The following is a 15,502-nucleotide window of genomic DNA, read 5'->3' on the forward strand; positions in this document are numbered from 1 at the left end:
GCTTGCGCCGCGCGGCCAGAGACTTACTTGAGCTGCGATTCCTGGTAGTAGCCGGTATCGACGAGGACCTTCCAGTTCGTCTTGTCGACGACAACTGGCTTCAGCAGGTAGGACGGAACGACCTTCTTGCCGTTGTCATAGGTCTTGGTGTCGGTGACAACCGGTTCCTTGCCGTTCATGGCAGCATCGACCATGTCTACGGTGACCTTCGCGAGTTCGCGCGTGTCCTTGTAGATCGTCGAATACTGTTCGCCGGCGATGATCGACTTGACCGAAGGCACTTCCGCATCCTGACCGGAGACGATCGGCATCGGCATGTCGCCGGAACCGTAGCCGACGCCCTTCAGCGACGAGATGATGCCGAGCGAGATACCGTCATAGGGAGACAGAACGCCGTTCAGCTTCTTGTCGGAATAGGTCGAGGACAGGATGGCGTCCATGCGAGACTGGGCAGTTGCCGGATCCCAACGAAGGGTCGCGACCTTGTCCATGCCGGTCTGGCCGGAGCCGACCTTGAGCGTGCCCTTGTCGATCAGCGGCTGAAGGACGCTCATCGCACCGTTATAGAAGAAGAAGGCGTTGTTGTCGTCCGGCGAACCGCCGAACAGTTCGATGTTGAACGGGCCCTTTTCGGTATCGGCCTTGAGACCCTTTACCAGCGAGGTTGCCTGCTGAACGCCGACCTGGAAGTTGTCGAAGGTCGCGTAATAGTCGACATTCGGTGTTTCGCGGATCAGGCGGTCATAGGCAATGACCTTGATCTTCTGATCGGCAGCCTGCTGCAGAACGTCGGACAGTGTCGTGCCGTCGATCGATGCGATCACGAGAACCTTGGCACCCTTGGTGACCATGTTTTCGATCTGCGACAGCTGGTTCGGGATATCGTCTTCAGCATACTGAAGGTCCACGTCATAGCCACGTTCTTTCAGAACCTTGACCATGTTGTCGCCATCGGCGATCCAGCGGGCGGAAGACTTGGTCGGCATCGCGACGCCGACGAGACCCTTCTCTGCAGCAAACACAGGCGACGCGAGAGCGACACCTGCGAAAATTGCAGCCGTAGTCATGAGTTTCAAAATTTTCATAAGTAACTCCTCCGTTTCAAGCAGCTCACAATTAAGCTGCCGTATTATCCGGGAGAGGCTCCCCGCCTCCCCTCACGACCTTTTTCAGGTCAGTGATTGTCGCGCGGCAGACCTTCGGTCTGCGCAATGCGCTGGTATTTGACAGCCGGTTCGAGAACCGCGCCGGTTTCCATCTGCCCGACGATGCCGCGCTGGATTTCCTGCCACGGCGTCTGGTGCTTCGGATAGCGATAGCCGCCCTCGGCGTCCAGAGTGCTTCGACGTTGTGCAAGCTCATCATCCGAAATCAGGATGTTGGCTTCGCCGCGACCGAGATCGATGCGCACACGGTCGCCGGTCTTCAAAAGTGCAAGACCACCACCTGCTGCCGCTTCCGGAGACGCGTTGAGGATCGACGGGCTGCCCGACGTGCCGGACTGGCGTCCATCACCGATGCAGGCGAGCGAGCTGATACCCCGTTTCAGAAGGTAATCGGGAGCGCGCATGTTGACGACTTCGGCAGCGCCCGGATAACCGATCGGACCGGCACCGCGCATGAAGAGAACCGAATGCTCGTCGATCTCGAGCGACGGATCGTCGATGCGGTGGTGATAATCCTCCGGACCGTCGAACACGATCGCACGGCCTTCGAAGGCTTCCGGATCGTTCGGATTGGAGAGGTAACGCTCGCGGAACTCAGGCGAGATAACGCTGGTCTTCATGATTGCGGAAGAGAACAGGTTGCCGCGCAGAACGCGGAAGCCGGCGCGTGCCTTCAGCGGTTCGTCGTAACGCTTGATGACCTTGTCGTCCTCGATGATCGCACCGCGACAGTTGTCGCCGATCGTCTTACCGTTCACCGTCATCGCATCTTCGTTGATGAGGCCCTGCGTCATCAGCTGGTTGACAACCGCCGGAACGCCGCCGGCATGGTAATAGTCTTCGCCGAGATATTCGCCGGCTGGCTGCAGATTGACCAGAAGCGGAACTTCCTCGCCATAGGTCTGCCAGTCGTCGACCGTCAGTTCCACGCCGGTATGGCGGGCGAGCGCGTTCAAGTGGATCGGCGCATTGGTCGAGCCGCCGATCGCCGAGTTGACGCGGATAGCGTTGATGAAAGCGTCCTTGGTCAGGATGTCGGAAGGCTTCAGGTCTTCCTTGACCATTTCGACAATGCGAAGGCCGGTGAGATAGGAAACTTCCTGGCGGTCACGGTAAGGAGCCGGGATTGCGGCCGAACCCGGCAGCTGCATTCCGAGCGCTTCGGCAAGCGAGTTCATCGTCGTTGCCGTACCCATCGTGTTGCAATAGCCGGTGGATGGTGCCGAAGACGCGACAAGCTTCACGAAGCCCGCGTAATCGATCTCGCCCTTGGCCAGAAGTTCGCGTGCCTTCCAGACGATCGTGCCGGAACCGGTGCGCTCACCGCGGAACCAGCCGTTCAGCATCGGGCCGACCGACAGGGCGATGGCTGGAATGTTGACGGTGGCAGCGGCCATCAGACAGGCTGGCGTGGTCTTGTCGCAGCCGATCGTCAGCACGACGCCATCGAGCGGGTAACCGTAGAGAACTTCGACAAGGCCGAGATAGGCCAGGTTGCGGTCAAGGCCCGCGGTCGGGCGCTTGCCGGTTTCCTGGATCGGATGCACCGGAAATTCGATGGCGATGCCGCCCGCTTCGCGAATACCTTCGCGCAGACGGTTGGCAAGCTCCAGATGGTGGCGGTTGCACGGCGACAGGTCCGAACCGGTCTGGGCGATGCCGATGATCGGCCGGTCCGACTGAAGTTCGGCCTGGCTGAGACCGAAGTTCATGTAGCGCTCGAGATAGAGCGCGGTCATGTCGACATTGTCAGGATTGTCGAACCAGGCGCGCGACCGCAGCTTACGCGCGTCCTGGCGGCGCTCTCCGGTTTCGGCGATTTCACTTGAGGGCGCGTTTTCCGAATTGCTCATCTTCAGTCCTCGAATGCTTCAGTTTCAATGCGCCGGCCAAGCATGAAGGCATCCGCCACATGCACCAGCGGTGAGAAATCCGTATCGCTGTCACCCTTGGTGACGAGCGCCACGAAATCCCGATACAGATTGCGATATTCGCGATCTTCCTCGACGATCTGCGCCTCGCCGTCGACGATCAGGCGGCTGCCGCCGTGGGTGAGGACGATCGTGCCCTCTTCGGTCTCGACCCGGATGTCCCAGGTCTGCGGCCCCGTCTGACGCCAGTTGAATTCGGCCGCCACAGGCAAGCCGCTTTTCGTTTCGAAGGCAAGGCTTGCAGCGATCGGCGCTGCACGATTGGCCGGGAAGGTCAGTTCGGAGCGCACGAGATGAAACGTTTCGGGCATGATCCGCGTGACGATCGACAGAGCATTGATGCCGGGATCGAAAACGCCGAGACCGCCCGGCTCCCAGATCCACGCCTGACCCGGATGCCAGTGGCGAACATCTTCCTTCCACTCGACCGAAACGCTTTTCAACGTCCGCTCGGCGATCAACGCCCTTGCAGGCTCGACAGCCGCGGCAGCGCGGGAATGCCATGTTGCAAACAGGCTGAGGCCTTTTTCTCTCGCCAGCGTTTCCAGCGCAAAGACCTCCGAAAGCGTCGCGCCCGGCGGCTTTTCGAGCATTACATGCTTGCCGGCTTCAAGCGCTGCCTTTGCCTGCTCGAACCGGCCCTGGGGCGGCGTACAGAGAGAGACGGCGTCGATTTCGACGCCGGAGGCCAGCAGCTCGTGAATATCGGCAAAGCACGCGACATTCTCGAGCGAGGCGTTGCGGCTGGCGACTGCGACGAGATCGATCCCGTCGGTCGCTTCGATTGCGCCGAGATGCTGGTCCCTGGCAATCTTGCCAAGTCCGACGATAGCGAGACGAATGGGGGTCATGGCCACCTCAGAGCGCCTTGATCGCGACAGGCGTTTCCGCTGCCACAGCCAGACGGTTCACGAGCGGAAGCTTGAACGGCGCCGCATCGATCTCGAACACATCGCCGGCTTCGGTCTTGATGCCATGCGAGACCGACAGCGTCGCCGTGCCGAAGAAATGGACATGCAGATCGCCCGGCTGGCGGAACAGGTCGTATTTGAAATTGTGGTATTCGAGGTTGGCGATCGAGTGCGACATGTTCGCTTCGCCCGACAGGAACGGCTTTTCGAAGATCACCTCGTCACCGCGACGGATCCGCGACGTGCCTTCGACATGATCAGGCAGCTCGCCGACTAGAAGTTCCGGTCCGAGCGCTGCCTGGCGCAGCTTGGAATGGGCAAGCCAGAGATAGTTGCCCTTCTCGGTCACGTGATCGGAAAATTCGTTGGAGAGACAGAAGCCAAGACGGAAAGGCGTACCATCGGGGCCGATCAGATAGATCGCCGCCAGTTCCGGCTCCTCGCCGCCATCGAGCGCGAACGAGGGAGAAACGAGATCTTCGCCGGTTGCGCGCAGCTGCGTTCCATTGCCCTTGTAGAACCATTCCGGCTGCGCACCGACTTCGCCATCCTTCGGCTTGCCGCCCTCGACGCCCATCAGGAACATGCGCATGGAATCGGTCGGCTTTTCTTCCGACTGCGCTGCCTTGTGCATCTTGTCGCGACCATCGGCGGAACCGAGATGCGTGAGGCCGGTGCCGGCAACGATGAAATGGGCTGGATCGGGATGCGAGACCGGCAGACCAAGACGTCCGCTCTGCGCGGCAACGTCGAGGTCGACTTCATCACCAAGCCCGAGTGCTTCGATCTGCTGCGCCAGGCTAAGGCCTGCTGCAATGGCCTTCTGGGCAAGCTCGTAGGTTGAGGAAACGCCATTGACGACGCGCGGAGTATCTCCGCTCCAGGCGACAACCTGAACATCGCCAGACAAGCTCGCAACCTGAAGAATTCGCAACATATGCCCTGCCATCCGATAAGTCTGATAATATTGAAGCGCAGTGTCTCCCGAAACCGCGCCAACCCCTCCCATCAGATCACGATCCGATGCGTCATTAATACGACTATTGGATAACGGGACGTACTGTCAAGAACGAGATGGCTTCAGAGTGCCATCATCGTAAACAAGGGAGAATTCTAAATAGCGAGTGGAATCATATAGATAAATGAGGATCTCGCAAAATCGCGTTTCGAAAGCGTGATTTTTCGCAATTTTGCGTCTTGCAAAAGTATGATTATATGCCAAACCTTCGACCGTCAGTTTTCTTATCATCTCTGGGAGGATTTAAGATGAAGAGAGCACTATGGGCGGCTACCGCCGTTGTTACCGCATGCCTGGCTTCGAGCGTTTCCGCAAAATCCCTGACAATCGGCTTCTCGCAGATCGGATCTGAATCCGGCTGGCGCGCTGCCGAAACGACAGTGACGAAGCAGCAGGCCGAAAAGCGCGGCATCACCCTCAAGTTTGCCGATGCGCAGCAGAAGCAGGAAAACCAGATCAAGGCAATCCGCGGCTTTATCGCCCAGGGCGTCGATGCGATCCTGATCGCACCTGTCGTTGCCACCGGCTGGGACGCAGTCCTGAAGGAAGCCAAGGAAGAAAAGATCCCTGTCATCCTTCTCGACCGCGAAATCGATGCACCGAAAGATCTCTACCTGACGGCCGTCACCTCTGACCAGACCTTTGAAGGCAAGGTTGCAGGCGACTGGCTGGTGAAGGATGTCGGCTCCAAGGACTGCAAGGTCGTGGAACTGCAGGGAACCACCGGTTCCTCACCTGCCATCAACCGCAAGAAGGGTTTCGAACAGGCTATTGCCTCGCATTCGAACATCAAGATCGCGCGTTCGCAGACCGGTGACTTTACCCGCACCAAGGGTAAGGAAGTCATGGAAAGCTTCATCAAGGCAGAAGGCGGCGGCAAGGGCATCTGCGCCGTTTACGCTCATAATGACGACATGGCCGTCGGCGCGATCCAGGCCATCAAGGAAGCCGGGCTGAAGCCGGGCACCGACATCAAGGTCGTCTCGATCGACGCCGTTCCGGATATTTTCCAGGCTATGTCGAAGGGTGAAGCAAACGCGACTGTGGAGCTCACGCCGAACATGGCAGGCCCCGCGCTCGACGCACTCGAAGCCTACCTGAAGGACAAGAAGGAACCACCAAAGTGGATCCAGACAGAATCGAAGCTGTACACGGCTTCTGATGACCCGATGAAGGTGTACGAAGCCAAGAAGGGCCTCGGCTACTGATCTCCCGCCGCCCGATCTAGCTCTCGACCGAGCCGGGCAGTTTTCAACCGGGGCAGCTTTTTCAAGAGCTGTCCCGGCCTCCACTTATGCGGGCTGGAGCATGACAGACATACAGACTTCCTCAGAAAATTCGTTCTCCGCCACAAACCGGGAACGTCTCGATGACCCGCTCATGGAAGCAAGGGGCATCGGCAAATCCTTTCTCGGCGTCACCGCGCTTGAGGGCGTGGACTTCACGCTGCAGCGGGGCGAAATCCACGCGCTGCTTGGCGAAAATGGCGCCGGCAAATCCACGTTGATCAAGATCCTGACAGGTGTCTACACGCGTGACCGCGGCGAGATGCGGCTGGATGGCAAAGACGTGACGCCGGCCAACGTCGCGGAAGCGCAGGCGCTCGGCATCGGCACCGTCTATCAGGAAGTCAATCTTCTAGAAAACCTCACGGTGGCCGAAAACCTGTTCCTCGGTCGCCAACCAAGCCGCTTCGGGTTCATCGACCGACGCGAGATGCGTCGGCGCGCGAAAGCGCTTCTCGCGAGATACGGCCTCGATATCGACGTCGATGCGCTTCTCTCCTCCTATTCCGTCGCGATCCGCCAGATCGTCGCGATTGCCCGTGCCGTCGATCTTTCCGGCAAGGTGCTTGTTCTCGACGAGCCGACCGCAAGTCTCGACAGCCAGGAAGTCGAAATGCTGTTCGTCGTGCTGCGCAGGCTGCGCGAACAAGGTCTCGGCATCATCATCATCACCCACTTCCTGAACCAGGTTTATGCAGTGGCCGACAGGGTCACCGTGTTGCGCAATGGCAGGCTGGTGGGAAGCCGGGCGCTGGCCGAACTGCCGCGTCTCGAACTCATCTCGATGATGCTCGGCCGTGAGCTGCAGGACATTACCCGAGAGCATCAGGCCCAAGAAGAAACCATCGCCCCGACCGGCGAGGCGCCCATTCGTTTCGCCGGCTACGGAAAACGCGGCAGCGTCGCCCCGTTCGATCTCGACATACGCCCGGGCGAAGTCGTCGGCGTCGCCGGACTTCTCGGGTCTGGCCGCAGCGAAACGGCCTTCCTCCTTTTCGGCATCGACCGTGCAGACAGCGGCACAGCCAGCATTGACGGCAAGGAGATCGCCCTCTCCTCGCCGGTCGCGGCCATCTCCAACGGGTTTGGTTTCTGTCCGGAAGAACGCAAGACGGACGGGATCATTGGCGATCTTTCCGTGGCCGACAATATCGCCTTGGCACTGCAGGCCCGTCAAGGCTGGGCAAAGCCCATCTCGTCGCGCGAGCGCCGGGCCTTGGCTGAAGGTTTTATCAAATCTCTGGACATTCGCCCAGCCGACGCCGAGCGTCCGATCAAGTTCCTGTCTGGCGGCAACCAGCAGAAGGCGATCCTTGCCCGCTGGCTGGCGACGGAACCACGGCTTCTGATCCTCGACGAACCGACCCGCGGCATCGATATCGGTGCCCACGCGGAAATCCTGAAAATGATCGAGCGGCTCTGTGCCGAAGGCATGTCGCTTGTGGTGATCTCCTCCGAACTTGAGGAACTCACAGCGATCGCCCACCGGGTCATTGTACTTTCCGACCGCCGCCACGTGGCGGAACTCACCGGCAGCGACGTCAACGCCGACAATATCATGCAGGCGATTGCCGCACCGAACCGGACGGAGGCCGCCTGATGAACCCGATAACCCGTCGCCTCAAGCGACTTGCGCCGCAGCTGATCGCGCTTGCGATTATCCTCGGCATGATTACGGCCATCGCGCCCGGCTTCCTGACGATCTCGGTCCAGAACGGCCGGGTCTATGGCAGCCTGATCGACATTCTGGTGCGCGCCGCACCGGTCGCACTTTTGACCATCGGCATGACGCTGGTCATCGCGACGCGCGGTATCGATCTTTCGATCGGCGCCGTCATCGCCATCTGCGGTGCCGTTGCCGCAACGCTGATCGCCGATGGATATCCGATCCCGGTCGTCATCGTCGTATCGCTCGGCATCGGCCTCGTCTGCGGTCTCTGGAACGGCATTCTCGTTGCCCTCCTCGATATCCAACCGATCATCGCAACGCTGATCCTGATGGTGGCGGGACGCGGGATTGCCCAGCTGATCACAGAGGGCGTCATCCTCACCTTCAATGACGACACGTTTTCGGCGCTCGGATCCGGTTCCTTCGCCGGCATTCCGATCCCGATCTTTCTCTGGCTCGGCACCGGCCTTCTCGTCGGCCTGCTGGTCCGCCGCTCGGCGCTCGGCTTCCTGATCGAGGCAACGGGCATCAACCGCCGTGCCGCAACGCTTGCCGGCGTGAAGGCCCGCTTCCTGCTGTTCTTCGTCTATGCGATCTCGGGCCTGTGTGCCGCAGTCGCCGGCCTGATCGTGACCGCCGATATCCGCGGCGCCGATGCCAACAATGCGGGCCTCTGGCTTGAACTCGATGCGATCCTCGCGGTCGTCATCGGCGGCACATCGCTGAACGGCGGCCGCTTCTCGATCACAGCGTCGCTGATCGGCGCGCTGATCATCCAGTCGATCAACACCGGCATTCTCGTTTCCGGCTTCCCGCCGGAATTCAACCTCATCATCAAGGCCGGCATCATCATCATCGTGCTGACACTGCAATCACCCGCCGTCATCACCATGCTCGGCTTCTTGAGGTCGCAGCCAAAACCCAGTCAGAAACCTGTTTCCAAGGTTGAAGGAGCGGCACGATGATCCACACCCGCAACCTTCCCTTCGTCACGACGCTGGCAATTTTCGTCATAGCCTACGGGCTCTGCATCCTGCAGTTTCCGAACATGCTGTCGACCAGGGTGATCGGCAATCTGCTGACCGACAATGCGTTTCTCGGCATCGCCGCTGTCGGCATGACCTTCGTCATTCTGTCAGGAGGCATCGATCTCTCGATCGGCTCGGTCATCGCCTTCACAAGCGTCTTTGTCGCCGTGGCCGTCGGCTCGCTCGGCCTGCACCCCCTCACCGCGTTCTTGGCCGTTCTCGTCATCTCCACCCTGTTTGGCAGCCTGATGGGGGCGATGATCCGTTATCTCGGCATTCCGCCTTTTGTCGTGACGCTGGCCGGCATGTTTCTGGCACGCGGCGCCGCCTATCTGATCTCCACGGCGTCGGTGCCGATCAGCCACGAGATGATCGACGCGATCCAGGGCTTCTATTTCCGCTTTCCCGGCGGCGGGCGGCTGACCGCACTTGCGATCCTGATGCTGCTGGTCTTCATCATCGGCGGCTTCATTGCCGGAAGGACGCGGTTCGGCGCCAATGTCTATGCGATCGGCGGCAATATCCAGTCGGCGGAACTGATGGGCGTTCCGGTCGGCTCCACGACGATCGGCATCTATGCGCTGTCAGGCTTCCTGTCGGGCCTCGCCGGCATCGCCTACACGCTCTATACCTCGTCGGGTTATTCGCTGGCGACCGTCGGCGTCGAACTCGACGCGATTGCAGCTGTCGTCATCGGCGGCACGCTTTTGACCGGCGGCGTCGGGCTTGTGGCCGGCACATTCGTCGGCATTCTTATCCAGGGACTGATCCAGACCTACATCGTCTTCGACGGAACCCTGTCGTCCTGGTGGACGAAGATCGTCATCGGCATCCTCCTTTTCGTGTTCATTGTGTTGCAGCGCGGTATCATCTGGTATTCAAACCGGCGATTGGCCGAGAGTCGGCTTAAGGAGATCTAGTTTGAGTTTGCTGGAAACGACGATTAACGGGCGAAAGCGCCGTAGCAACCACGCAACGGTGGTCGCTGGGCTTGGCCGCGGGATCGTTTCCGGCACGTTCCCCGAAGGCTCTCTCCTGCCCGGCGACACCGAGCTTTCCGCACGGTTCGGCGTATCGCGCACGGTGTTGCGCGAGGCGATGAAGACGCTGTCTGCCAAGCGGCTGGTCGAAGCCAAGGCGAAGGTCGGTACCCGCGTCCTCGACAGTTCAAGCTGGAATTTCTTCGACGCGGATGTCTTGAGTTGGCGTTTCGAGACGAGCCTCGACTACGAGTTCATCGAGCATCTGGCCGAAATGCGCACCGCGCTTGAGCCGGCAGCGGCGGCGGCGGCGGCTTTGAGGGCAACGAGCGATGACATCGTTTCGCTTTACGCGATCGCTGCCAAATTCGACAATCTCAACCACACGCCGGAATCAATCGCCAACGTGGATCTCGAATTCCATCTGGCCATCGCCCGCATGTCCGGCAATCCGTTCATGCGTTCGGCAAGCGCTTTGATCGAGGCGGCACTGGCGATTTCCTTCCAGCTGTCGTCACCGGCCGCGTCGCCGGAAATGATCGACGAAGTCGCCTCCAACCATCTGCGCATCGCCCATGCCATCGCGTCCCGCGATCCGCAAAAGGCGATGTCTGCGATGCGTCATGTGATCGACGTCGGCAAAATCCGCATCCGCACGTCGCTGGATGCTGCGGAGAACGTGCCAGGCAACAAGACCGCCGAGCTGCGCTTCCCGGATTCTACCCGAGTTCCAACGTCGTGAACCCGAAGACATCGGATGTCTGCGCTGACGGCGGCAAGCCGCGATACATTCGGGCTGTCGTAAAACCTTTTTGGAATCCGGCTTCTGAAAGATAGTCCGAAAATTCCTGCTGCGGCGCCGGCACATCGATATGCACGGTCTCGCCTCCGGTTTCCGCGACGAGGCTTTCCAGTAGCGTGACGGCTTCGGTCGCACCCTCGGCGAAAAGCGGACCGATCTTGAACCCGTCGCTACATTTGCGGCAGACGCCATATCCTCTGATCTCTCCATCATCAATCAGGACCTTCGTCGACCTCGGCGGCTTCAGCCACTCGGAAAGAAACGCCTTGCGGACTTGCGGGAAGACGTTGCCATCGTAGTGGATGATAGCCGGCGAATTACCGACGCTGGCATCGGTCACGCCGGCGACGGTGGTACCTCTGAGGCGGCCACTCCAGCGGATAGTCTCGTAGAACGGCTCGAACCCCATGCTGCGATAATGCTGCTGTTGCTCCGCAACGCCATCGAGACCGATCGTGCGCCCCTCCAAATGGGCCATGCCAGCATCCCATACGCGCCGGCCCATACCCTGCCCACGAAAATCGGGATGCGCGATATAGAGGCCGATGAACCCGAAATCGCTGCCGTATCGCACCGCCGAAATGCCTGATGCGAGCACGCCATCGACGAAACAGCCGAAGAAACCATCGGGATCCGCGGCATAAAAGGTGGCCGCATCGGCAAGCCCGGGGTTCCAGCCTTCCGCTCTCGCCCAGTCGAGAAGGCATTCAAGCTCCGAAAGTGCCAGCGTCCGGACGACGGCTGAGCCTGTCATCGCGCCGCAAGCCTGCTAGGCGCAAAACCCTCGAGAAGCCCGACATACGGCTTGTTGACCGGCGTTGCATAGCCGCCGTTTTTAGCCGTCAAAAGCCCCAGTGCCACCAGCATTTCCGCCTGTTTGACGGCAGCCGCGACACCATCCACGACCGGCACCCCGAATTCGGCCCGCAGCTCGGCGGTAAGGTCGGCCATGCCGGCGCAACCGAGCACGATCGCCTCGGCCTTGTCTTCCTTCAAGGCTAGCGCGATCTCGGCGCGAAGACGCTCGCGCGCATTGGATGTCGGGTCTTCCAGCGACAGAACCGGAATATCGGCGGCCCGCACCTTGCAGCGGCCGGACATGCCATAGCGATGGACGAGATGTTCGAGCGGCAGGCGCGAGCGTTCCATGGTCGTCACGATCGTGAACCGTTGCGCGATGAAAGCAGTGGCAGAGACCGCCGCTTCGCAGATGCCGATAACAGGGATATTTGCGAGAGCCCGCGCTGCATCGAGCCCCGTATCATCGAAACAGGCGATGATCGCCGCGTCGGCACCGGCCTTTTCGCCCTTGGCAAGCTCGACCAAAAGGCCGGGGACCGCAAACACTTCGTCGTAATAGCCTTCGATCGACACCGGCCCCATGGACGATGTGACGGCGTGGATCTGCGTATCGGAATTGGCGACGCGGGCGGCGCTGTCGGCGACGGTCGCCGTCATGCTGGCCGTTGTATTGGGATTGACGATCAGAATGCGCATCGTGTGGGATCAGCTCCGCAGGCGGCGACGGTTGATATAGACGATCAAGCCGAGCGTTCCGGCAATGACCAGGAACGAGAACACCGTCGTCACCGTCCCCAGCGCATAGAGCACCGGCGTCGTGACATTAGTGGTCATGCCGTAGATCTCGAGCGGCAGCGTATTGTACGTGCCAGCCGTCATCAGCGTGCGGGCAAACTCGTCATAGGAAAGCGTGAAGCCGAACAGCCCGACGCCGATAAGGCTGGGGGCGATCATCGGCAGCACGACATTGGAAAAAGTCTGCCAGGACGAGGCGCCGAGATCGCGCGCAGCCTCCTCATAGGCGGGCGAAAAGCGGTTGAACACCGCGAACATGATCAGCACGCCGAACGGCAGGGTCCATGTCAGATGCGCGCCGAAGGCAGACGTGTACCAGGACGGTTCGAGCCCGAACTGCTGAAAGACGACACCGATGCCGAGCGAGACGATGATCGACGGCACGACGAGACTGGCGACCGCCAGATAAAAGAGAGCCGTCGCACCGGCAAACTTGCGGCGAAAGGCAAGACCAGCCAGAAGCGCCACGACGACCGTGACAATCATCACCATCACCCCGAGCGCTGTGGAGCGGCGGAACGAACCGCCGAAATCGCCGACCGCCTGGGTCTCGAACAGGTTGACGAACCAGCGGGTGGAAACGCCGTTCAAGGGGAACGTCAGGCCACCGTTCGGTCCCTGGAACGACAGGATCAGCACCGCAGACAGCGGGCCGTAGAGAAACAGCACGAAGATGGCGAAGAATAGGGCGAGGAAATAGAATTCACGGCCGCGCTTGTCGCTGTGCATCTCAAAGCTCCCCCATCTTCACAGTTCTTTGCGGATATCGACGATGCGCAGGATGCCCGCGACCATCAAGAGAACGAGGACCAGAAGAACCACCGCGTTGGCGGCAGCAGCCGGATATTGCAGCAGCGACATCTGGTTCTTCATCATCAGCGCCACCGACGCGCTTTGCCCACCGGACATGACCTGCACGGTGGAAAAGTCGGCCATCACCAGCGTCACCACGAAGATCGTGCCGATCGCCATGCCGGGCTTGGCAAGCGGAATGATGACATTGGTGAGGATCTGAAAGGACGTTGCGCCGGCGTCACGCGCCGCCTCGACGAGCGATTTGTCGATCCGCATCAGTGTGTTGAAGATCGGCGTCACCATGAACAGCGTGTAGAGATGCACCATGGCCAGCACGACGGCGAAGTCGGAATAAAGCAGCCACTGGATCGGCTCCGGCACGATGCCGGCACTGACGAGCGCGCTGTTGATCAACCCGTTTCGCCCGAGAACCGGGATCCACGAAATCATCCTGATAATGTTGGATGTCAGGAACGGCACGGTGCAGACCAGAAACAGCACCATTTGCATCGCCGAGGTGCGAATGTGGAAGGCCAGAAAATAGGCGACCCAGAATCCGACGAACAGCGTGATCGCCCAGACGATCGCCGCAAATTTCAGCGTGTTGAGATAGGTCTTCCAGGTGACCCAGGATCCGAGCGTTTCCGCATAGTTCATGGTCAAAAGGTCGGGATACATCTGGGCAAAGTCATAGTCCCAGAAACTGACGATCACGATCATCAGGATCGGAAGCGCCAGGAAGAACCCAAGGATCAGCGTCAGCGGCGTCGCCTGCAGATAGGAAACGAGGCCGAGCGGGATGCGAAAGCTGCGGGCTTTGGGCATTTCCGGTTTCACCGCGTCCGCGGATGTGATCGTCGCCATCGGTGTTTCCTGCCTTCGTCGAAAGATGGAGCGGTTCCGCAAGTCCCCCTCCCCCTTGTGGGGAGGGTGGCCGGCAGGCCGGGAGGGGTTTTGAAGAAAGGCCCCTCCCTAACCCTCCCCACAAGGGGGAGGGAACCTGTCGTACTGCCGTTAAGCCGCGATGAATTCGTTCCAGCGGCGAACCATGTAGCGGTCCTCGTCCATCACCGAATTCCAGCAGGCCACATGACCCATGCGTTCCTCGAAGGAGCCGCCATCGCGAACCGCACCGGCCTTTTCCATGACCTTGCCATCGGGCGCGACGATATCGCCCTTTGCTGCCTTGCCTTCGATCCAGTAGCCCCACTCGTCGGCCGACATGTGTTCCTTGGCAGTGTCCATGGCGGCGGAATAGTAACCCTGGCGGTTGAGGTAGGCGCCGACCCAGCCGGATGTGTACCAGTTGATATATTCATAGACCGCATCGAGCTTGGCGCCAGAAAGATGCGCGGCAAGACCGAGACCGCCGCCCCACGAGCGATAGCCTTCCTTGAGCGGCTGATATTTGCAGGCGATGCCCTTGGAGCGGACAGCGGCAACGGCCGGCGACCACATCGACTGGATGATGACTTCGCCCGACGACATCAGGTTGACGCTTTCGTCGAAAGACTTCCAGAAGGCGCGGAACTGACCCGCCTGCTTGGCCTTGATCAGGAAATCGATGGTCGCATCGATCTCGGCCTTGGTCATGTTGCCCTTGTCGGCATACTTGATGTTGCCCATGGCTTCCATGATCATCGCGGCATCCATGATGCCGATCGACGGGATGTTCAGGATCGACGTCTTGCCCTTGAACTTCGGGTCCATGATGTCGGCCCAGGTCGTGATTTCACGGCCGACCAGATCCGGACGAATGCCGAGCGTATCGGCATTGTAGATCGTCGGCATCATAGTGAACCACTGGGTCTCTTCCTTGGCGAATTTCTTGTCGCCCGCCTTTTCGACGAAGCCGACCGTATGCGGCGCCGTGCCCTGGGCGATCACGCTGTCCGGCTTCAGCTTGCCGTTCTTGAACAGCGGCACGACCTTGTCGTAATATTTCAGCTTCTTCACATCCATCGGCTGGATGACGCCGGCCGGATAGACCTTCTTGAGGATCCAGTATTCGATGTCGGCAATGTCGTAGGAGTTCGGCTGCGTGACGGCGCGCTGGGCAGCTGCATCCGAGTCCGTTGCGGTCATCTCGAGCGTGATGCCGAGATCCGCCTTGCACTTTTCGGCAATCGCATTGAGGTTCGAAACGCCGGTACCGAACTGGCGGATCGTGATCGGGTTCTGCGCCCAGATGGTCGGGAAGCCGGTGATGGCGCCCGAACCAGCGGCAAGGCCGGCAGCGGCGGATGCGGTCTTCAGCAGCGAGCGGCGCGAAAGTCCCTTTGCGCCCTTTTGGATTTCAGTCATTCCCATGTTCTCCTCT

General features: G+C 60.1%; 14 protein-coding genes. 5 read left to right on the forward strand and 9 right to left on the reverse strand.

The features are described 5' to 3' along the window. Window positions 1–23: 23 nt before the first annotated feature. From chvE to araD1, 4 genes are all read right to left on the reverse strand, one after another. Entirely contained in the window at window positions 24–1,067 is a 1,044-nt protein-coding gene (gene chvE / locus ACQY1K_RS16215; RefSeq protein WP_430259049.1) for a multiple monosaccharide ABC transporter substrate-binding protein, read from the reverse strand. Window positions 1,068–1,174: 107 nt separating this feature from the next. Beyond that, window positions 1,175–3,019, reverse strand: coding sequence for an IlvD/Edd family dehydratase (locus ACQY1K_RS16220; RefSeq protein ID WP_092659186.1), 1,845 nt, complete (start codon window positions 3,017–3,019; stop codon window positions 1,175–1,177). A gap of 2 nt (window positions 3,020–3,021) precedes the next feature. Then, entirely contained in the window at window positions 3,022–3,954 is a 933-nt protein-coding gene (locus tag ACQY1K_RS16225) for a Gfo/Idh/MocA family protein (protein WP_430257862.1), read from the reverse strand. 1 nt (window position 3,955) lies between these two features. Continuing rightward, window positions 3,956–4,945 (reverse strand): AraD1 family protein, encoded by a 990-nt coding sequence (gene araD1, locus ACQY1K_RS16230; RefSeq protein ID WP_062582998.1) that lies wholly within the window; start codon window positions 4,943–4,945, stop codon window positions 3,956–3,958. A gap of 329 nt (window positions 4,946–5,274) precedes the next feature. On the opposite strand from araD1, the gene ytfQ reads away from it, so the two are divergent. The 5 genes from ytfQ to ACQY1K_RS16255 all read left to right on the forward strand — a co-directional run bounded on the left by ytfQ (window position 5,275) and on the right by ACQY1K_RS16255 (window position 10,731). Then, window positions 5,275–6,234, forward strand: a complete 960-nt coding sequence (ytfQ, locus tag ACQY1K_RS16235; RefSeq protein ID WP_062581523.1) for a galactofuranose ABC transporter, galactofuranose-binding protein YtfQ — start codon at window positions 5,275–5,277, stop codon at window positions 6,232–6,234. A gap of 172 nt (window positions 6,235–6,406) precedes the next feature. After that, window positions 6,407–7,912: a sugar ABC transporter ATP-binding protein gene (locus tag ACQY1K_RS16240; RefSeq protein ID WP_430257863.1), complete on the forward strand. Its 1,506-nt coding sequence runs from the start codon at window positions 6,407–6,409 to the stop codon at window positions 7,910–7,912. Next, window positions 7,912–8,946, forward strand: a complete 1,035-nt coding sequence (locus ACQY1K_RS16245; RefSeq protein WP_062581519.1) for an ABC transporter permease — start codon at window positions 7,912–7,914, stop codon at window positions 8,944–8,946. Before ACQY1K_RS16240 ends, ACQY1K_RS16245 begins: the two co-directional genes overlap by 1 nt. Further along, entirely contained in the window at window positions 8,943–9,929 is a 987-nt protein-coding gene (gene yjfF / locus ACQY1K_RS16250; RefSeq protein WP_082471961.1) for a galactofuranose ABC transporter, permease protein YjfF, read from the forward strand. The genes ACQY1K_RS16245 and yjfF overlap by 4 nt, the downstream gene beginning before the upstream one ends. A gap of 1 nt (window position 9,930) precedes the next feature. Next, on the forward strand, window positions 9,931–10,731 hold the full coding sequence (locus ACQY1K_RS16255) for a FadR/GntR family transcriptional regulator (RefSeq protein ID WP_082471960.1): 801 nt from the start codon (window positions 9,931–9,933) through the stop codon (window positions 10,729–10,731). On the opposite strand, the gene ACQY1K_RS16260 is transcribed toward ACQY1K_RS16255, so the two are convergent. From ACQY1K_RS16260 to ACQY1K_RS16280, 5 genes are all read right to left on the reverse strand, one after another. Beyond that, window positions 10,709–11,545 (reverse strand): GNAT family N-acetyltransferase, encoded by an 837-nt coding sequence (locus ACQY1K_RS16260; RefSeq protein ID WP_430257865.1) that lies wholly within the window; start codon window positions 11,543–11,545, stop codon window positions 10,709–10,711. The genes ACQY1K_RS16255 and ACQY1K_RS16260 overlap by 23 nt on opposite strands. Next, a complete protein-coding gene (locus ACQY1K_RS16265; protein ID WP_430257866.1) occupies window positions 11,542–12,288 on the reverse strand; it encodes an aspartate/glutamate racemase family protein in 747 nt (248 codons plus the stop codon). Before ACQY1K_RS16265 ends, ACQY1K_RS16260 begins: the two co-directional genes overlap by 4 nt. 9 nt (window positions 12,289–12,297) lie before the next feature. Next, window positions 12,298–13,116 (reverse strand): ABC transporter permease, encoded by an 819-nt coding sequence (locus ACQY1K_RS16270; RefSeq protein WP_430250835.1) that lies wholly within the window; start codon window positions 13,114–13,116, stop codon window positions 12,298–12,300. 18 nt (window positions 13,117–13,134) lie between these two features. Next, window positions 13,135–14,046 carry an ABC transporter permease gene (locus tag ACQY1K_RS16275; RefSeq protein ID WP_430257868.1) on the reverse strand — a complete coding sequence of 304 codons (912 nt, stop codon included), beginning with the start codon at window positions 14,044–14,046 and terminating at the stop codon, window positions 13,135–13,137. Between the two features lie 150 nt (window positions 14,047–14,196). Beyond that, window positions 14,197–15,486 (reverse strand): ABC transporter substrate-binding protein, encoded by a 1,290-nt coding sequence (locus ACQY1K_RS16280; protein ID WP_430257869.1) that lies wholly within the window; start codon window positions 15,484–15,486, stop codon window positions 14,197–14,199. Between the last annotated feature and the right edge of the window lie 16 nt (window positions 15,487–15,502).

Source organism: Neorhizobium sp. IRS_2294 (genome assembly GCF_050500145.1).
Classification (GTDB): Bacteria; Pseudomonadota; Alphaproteobacteria; order Rhizobiales; family Rhizobiaceae; genus Neorhizobium; species Neorhizobium soli.

Bases quoted from the DNA above. Each gene is read 5' to 3' on its own strand.
- ACQY1K_RS16265 (WP_430257866.1), bottom strand. From the start codon at position 12,288: ATGCGCATTCTGATCGTCAATCCCAATACAACGGCCAGCATGACGGCG.
- ACQY1K_RS16270 (WP_430250835.1), bottom strand. From the start codon at position 13,116: ATGCACAGCGACAAGCGCGGCCGTGAATTCTATTTCCTCGCCCTATTC.
- ACQY1K_RS16260 (WP_430257865.1), bottom strand. From the start codon at position 11,545: ATGACAGGCTCAGCCGTCGTCCGGACGCTGGCACTTTCGGAGCTTGAA.
- yjfF (WP_082471961.1), top strand. From the start codon at position 8,943: ATGATCCACACCCGCAACCTTCCCTTCGTCACGACGCTGGCAATTTTC.
- ACQY1K_RS16245 (WP_062581519.1), top strand. From the start codon at position 7,912: ATGAACCCGATAACCCGTCGCCTCAAGCGACTTGCGCCGCAGCTGATC.
- ACQY1K_RS16280 (WP_430257869.1), bottom strand. From the start codon at position 15,486: ATGACTGAAATCCAAAAGGGCGCAAAGGGACTTTCGCGCCGCTCGCTG.
- ACQY1K_RS16220 (WP_092659186.1), bottom strand. From the start codon at position 3,019: ATGAGCAATTCGGAAAACGCGCCCTCAAGTGAAATCGCCGAAACCGGA.
- ACQY1K_RS16275 (WP_430257868.1), bottom strand. From the start codon at position 14,046: ATGGCGACGATCACATCCGCGGACGCGGTGAAACCGGAAATGCCCAAA.
- ytfQ (WP_062581523.1), top strand. From the start codon at position 5,275: ATGAAGAGAGCACTATGGGCGGCTACCGCCGTTGTTACCGCATGCCTG.
- araD1 (WP_062582998.1), bottom strand. From the start codon at position 4,945: ATGTTGCGAATTCTTCAGGTTGCGAGCTTGTCTGGCGATGTTCAGGTT.
- chvE (WP_430259049.1), bottom strand. From the start codon at position 1,067: ATGACTACGGCTGCAATTTTCGCAGGTGTCGCTCTCGCGTCGCCTGTG.
- ACQY1K_RS16240 (WP_430257863.1), top strand. From the start codon at position 6,407: ATGGAAGCAAGGGGCATCGGCAAATCCTTTCTCGGCGTCACCGCGCTT.